At 38.7% G+C, this 4,320-nt stretch carries 6 protein-coding genes; all 6 read right to left on the bottom strand.

What is annotated here, in order from left to right:
- The coding region (locus tag U9P79_04110) for a KilA-N domain-containing protein (GenBank protein ID MEA2103810.1) at positions 1 to 248 on the bottom strand (248 nt) is incomplete at its 3' end.
- On the bottom strand, positions 245 to 427 hold the full coding sequence (locus U9P79_04105) for a hypothetical protein (protein MEA2103809.1): 183 nt from the start codon (positions 425 to 427) through the stop codon (positions 245 to 247). The genes U9P79_04105 and U9P79_04110, both read right to left, overlap by 4 nt.
- 54 nt (positions 428 to 481) lie before the next feature.
- A complete protein-coding gene (gene allB / locus U9P79_04100; protein ID MEA2103808.1) occupies positions 482 to 1,921 on the bottom strand; it encodes an allantoinase AllB in 1,440 nt (479 codons plus the stop codon).
- Positions 1,922 to 1,998: 77 nt separating this feature from the next.
- Complete coding sequence (locus U9P79_04095; GenBank protein ID MEA2103807.1) at positions 1,999 to 2,166, bottom strand: hypothetical protein; 168 nt, start codon at positions 2,164 to 2,166, stop codon at positions 1,999 to 2,001.
- A 215-nt stretch (positions 2,167 to 2,381) separates the two neighbouring features.
- Complete coding sequence (locus tag U9P79_04090) at positions 2,382 to 3,863, bottom strand: pyridoxal-phosphate dependent enzyme (protein MEA2103806.1); 1,482 nt, start codon at positions 3,861 to 3,863, stop codon at positions 2,382 to 2,384.
- Positions 3,860 to 4,090, bottom strand: a complete 231-nt coding sequence (locus U9P79_04085) for a hypothetical protein (protein MEA2103805.1) — start codon at positions 4,088 to 4,090, stop codon at positions 3,860 to 3,862. Before U9P79_04085 ends, U9P79_04090 begins: the two co-directional genes overlap by 4 nt.
- Between the last annotated feature and the right edge of the window lie 230 nt (positions 4,091 to 4,320).

The raw sequence follows: 4,320 nt of genomic DNA, 5'->3' as shown, positions 1-4,320 counted from the left end.
GTTAATCCTGCGTTCATTCTAAAGTGGTCGAATTCCACCACTTTAAAATCGGGATTGTGTAATTGTTCCCAAGTGCCGATAAATTCAATGGTTCCTCTATTGCGAATCCAATTTTTAATAATATCAGCCGCACGAGAATCACCATCTTTAGATTTTGCAATATCAGTTAGTGAGATGTAATCATCGTCATTTGCTTTTAAAACAGTTACAGAAATACCTTTGACTTCAATCTTTTTGTTCTTGCTCATATTTCATATCCCAAATCTTTAAAAACTTTTATTAGATCTTTTTTTGATTTCTCTTCCTCTTTTAGCAATTCAGAAAATTCAATTTGAAGTGTTTTCATTTTTTTATCAAAATCAATATTTTCATCTCGGTTTACAAATTCAATCATACAAGTTGAATAATAAAAATAATTCAACAGCATAAATCTGCCGGGATTTCATTATCAATTTTACAATACGTATATGCAGAGAAATTTTTAGAGAAAGTTGCCAAGACTTTTCCCACCTAAAAAATTATTTTTACTTACAATCATTTCTCCGCGACAAAATGTTTGCTCAATTTTTATTGAAAATGTTCGCTTCTCAAATGGCGTGTATTTTCCTTTGCAATGGAGATTTTTCCCTTCAATTTTATTTTTTTCTGTTAAATCAAGGATGGCGAAATCTGCATCGGTTCCGATTTTCAGACTCCCTTTTTGGGGAAAAAGGCGGTAGAATTTTGCTGCGTTTTCAGAAACCAATTCAATGGACTTTTTTAGGGATATTTTACCTTCGAGGAAACCTTCGGAGAACAGAAAAGGAATCATGAGTTCTGTGCCGGGAATTCCCCCGTAATCAGTCCAAATGTTTCCGGTATTCTTTTCAATTTTTGGGATACATCCGGCGTGATCTGTTGCCACAAAGCCAATACTCCCATTCTTCAATCCTTGCCAAAGATAATCCCGATCCTCAGCAAATTTTACGGCGGGAGCGGTTTTCAACACACTGCCCATCTTCTCGAAATCGTCTTGAGTGAATGCAAGAAAATGAGGACATGTTTCGGTAGAAATTTGTATTCCCTTTTGCTGAGCTTGCTCAATCTTTTGCAACCCTTTTTTGCTACTTAAATGAACGATGTGAAATTTGGCACCGGTTTGGCGTGCAACTCGGATAACCTTTTCCACTGCCAGAACTTCTGCTTCAATATTTCTGGTTTGGCAATAGCAGGAAATGTCATTTCTTCCTTGGGATTGAAATTCAAACCTTTTCGTTTCGATTATATCTTTATCCTCTGAATGCACTGCCACCGGCAAATCCAGTTTCTTAGCAATTTTTCCCACAATGGTCAGTTGCTCTTCGGTGAGAGAAGTGAATTCTTTCATCCCGGAAATAAGATATGTTTTAAATCCAATCACACCAATTTCTGCGAGTTCCGTCATATTTTTTTCAATATTTTCATTTTGAGCAAAAGAGGTGCCGGACACCCCGCCCCAAAGAGCAAAATCAATAACTGCTTTTTTCTTGATTACATTGAGTTTTGTCATCATATTTTCCAGATTCGTAACCGGAGGGATGCTTGTACAGGGCATATCAATTACGGTAGTAATACCGCCAAAAGCTGCTGAAAGGGAACCTGTATAAAAGTCTTCCCGAAATTCAAAACCCGGATCGTCAAAATGAACATGAGGATCTACTCCTGCAGGAATAAGAAGATTGAAATCTGCATCGATTTCATCTGGGGAGGATTCTGTTCTGTAGTGCGATTTTTTTTGCTTTCTAATTTGCTGAACGAGAAGAAGAGGATTAGCCGAAAATTCCCGTATCTTTTTTATATTGCGAATTTTAGCATCGAATTCAATTTCAGAAAGGAAAACCCGATCTTCATTATTTTCACAAATTAAAGCATTGATGATTTTTTTCATAGTTTGTTTTAGCATCAGCCTTCTCCGCCAGCCGGCGGATCAGCTTTGAAAGGCAATTTAGCATGAATCTCCACGAGTTAAATTTTCTGTTGTTACAAAAAAACAGATGGGATAAATATGTAAAATCCATAACGTAGAAAAGACAGCACAAGCCATTCCGTAACCTCTCGAATAGTAGTTTGCGGATAAGCACTACTTAGAGTCTGTCCGTAAAGTAGTATATCAAGTAAAATATATTCTTCATCCTTTTTACAACTCATCCCCTAACCCCTTCTCTTCAAAGAGAAGGGGAACTTTTATCTCCCTCTCCTCGATAGGAGAGGGTCGGGGTGAGGTCGAAAAATCATACTTTGCGGATGGTTGTTTTCCAACGGGATTTGTTATCCGCAACCTCCGCAATGGTAGTTGTTTACACATCTCAACCATTGCGGAGGTTTCCAACCATCCGAAAGGTTTCGGAGTTTACGGACAGACACTACTTATACTTTTTTAACAAGCCAGTTCTATCGTTGAATTCGTGGATCAATTCGTCCCAATCAGTATATGAATGAAATTTGTCTTTCCAATAATTTTCATCATACCATTGTGCGTTCAATTCTTCCAGCTTTTTTCCTTGTTGCTCGATCCAGGTGAAATATTTGAGATTGTGCATTCGCTTTTTATCCCAGTAAGATAATTCCAGCATATTGTCGGTGCTAACTCCTTTTAAGTATCTGGCAAAATCCGCAGCAGCGTCATATTCGGAATATTCATCACATTTTTCCCTTTCTTCCTTCAGGCGAGATTGATACAATTCCATAGAGTCCGTAGCGATGGTGAAGACAACGTCATTCTCGTTCATCTCATAATATTTCGCCATCTTGATCGCTCCGAGAATATTTGCAATGGAGGAAATGCCAAACAGGTCGAGCTTGGCATCAACCGATTTACCAACTCCGTTTTTTTCTAACAAATCTCTTCCGGCTTTTTCGTTGAATAATCTCATCAGGCGGATGCAGGCTTCATCATCTATGGCGGCCACCATGTCCATGTTTTTCATGTTGTGAACCCAAGGCACATGCTTATCGCCTATTCCTTCGATGCGATGTCCTCCATATCCGTTTTGTAGTAAGGTGGGGCATTGCAAAGCTTCCCCAGCTCCGATTTTTAAAAGGGAAAATTTTTCTTTTAAATAATCTCCGGAACCTAAAGTTCCGGCAGAACCCTGAGTTAGGAATATTGCAGAAAGACGCTGTTTCTCCTTTTTTTCGGATTCAAAAACTTCTTCGATCGCTCTTCCGGTTACGGCGTAATGCCATATAGGATTTCCGAATTCCGAAAATTGATTGAGGACGACAATTTCATCTCCCCGTTCACGTTTTAACTCTGCGGTTTTATCATACACCTCTTTTACGTTGCTTTCGCAACCCGGAGTGGAAAAAATTTCCGCTCCCACTTTTTTAAGCCAGTCGAAGCGTTCTGTGGACATGCCTTCCGGAAGCACGGCAATTGACGGGCAGGCGAGTAGATAGGAATCATAGGCTCCGCCACGACAATAATTTCCGGTGGAGGGCCACAATGCTTTTTGAGTGGTTGGGTCAAAAACTCCCCGAGTGAGTTTTTCTACTAAAGGACCAAAAGTAGCCCCGACCTTGTGTGAACCGGTGGGGAAAAATTTCCCCAGTAATACAAAAATTCTTGCTTTTACACCTGTTAGTTCGGAAGGCAATTCAACATAATTTATTTTTCCGAATTCACCGCCTTGTGCCACAGGCTCATTTTTCCAGGTTATTCGAAAAAGATTTCGCGGGTTTAAATCCCAGAGACCGATTTTCTTTAGTTCATCTTTTATTTTGCTCGGAATTTTATCAGGATTTATCATTTCTTCGTAAGTGGGAATAATTACATTTCGCTCCCTGCATCTTTGAACTGTATTTTTCAATACTTTTTCATTTTCTATCTTCCATTTGTTGCTCATACGCTTCTCCTTAAGACAATAAATTTATAATTTTCGATAAGATTCAAAGAAGTAATTTTATCGTCAATGTTTTTGGGTTGAATTAGTATCCATCCGTAAAGTAGCATTTTCGAGAAGTCACGGACCATTCCGTGACGAATTGAAAAGTTATCTATTAAGTTAATTAGCGTGCATCCGTAAAGTAGCATATCAAGTAAAATATATTCTTCATCCTTTTTACAACTCATCCCCTAACCCCTTCTCTTCAAAGAGAAGGGGAACTTTTATCTCCCTCTCTCCGCCAGCCGGCGGAAGGGCCGGGGTGAGGTCGAAAAATAGTACTTTAGAGATGGACTCATTCATTTAAACCCAAAACAAGAAAAATAGCTACAATTAAATCAAAATGAATACTTTACAAGCTCCTAACAATACCCATTTGTTTAGATTGGATTGTATGTGTTTCGCTAAAAGAAATTTC

It is taken from the genome of Candidatus Cloacimonadota bacterium, from assembly GCA_034661015.1.
GTDB lineage: Bacteria > Cloacimonadota > Cloacimonadia > JGIOTU-2 > JGIOTU-2 > JAYEKN01.
Note: the sequence above shows the minus strand (reverse complement) of the source record. Positions and strands in the feature narration are given on the sequence as shown.

Coding starts and splice junctions, on each gene's coding strand:
- U9P79_04105 (MEA2103809.1), bottom strand. CDS start 427: ATGCTGTTGAATTATTTTTATTATTCAACTTGTATGATTGAATTTGTA.
- allB (MEA2103808.1), bottom strand. CDS start 1,921: ATGCTAAAACAAACTATGAAAAAAATCATCAATGCTTTAATTTGTGAA.
- U9P79_04095 (MEA2103807.1), bottom strand. CDS start 2,166: ATGAGTTGTAAAAAGGATGAAGAATATATTTTACTTGATATACTACTT.
- U9P79_04090 (MEA2103806.1), bottom strand. CDS start 3,863: ATGAGCAACAAATGGAAGATAGAAAATGAAAAAGTATTGAAAAATACA.
- U9P79_04085 (MEA2103805.1), bottom strand. CDS start 4,090: ATGAGTTGTAAAAAGGATGAAGAATATATTTTACTTGATATGCTACTT.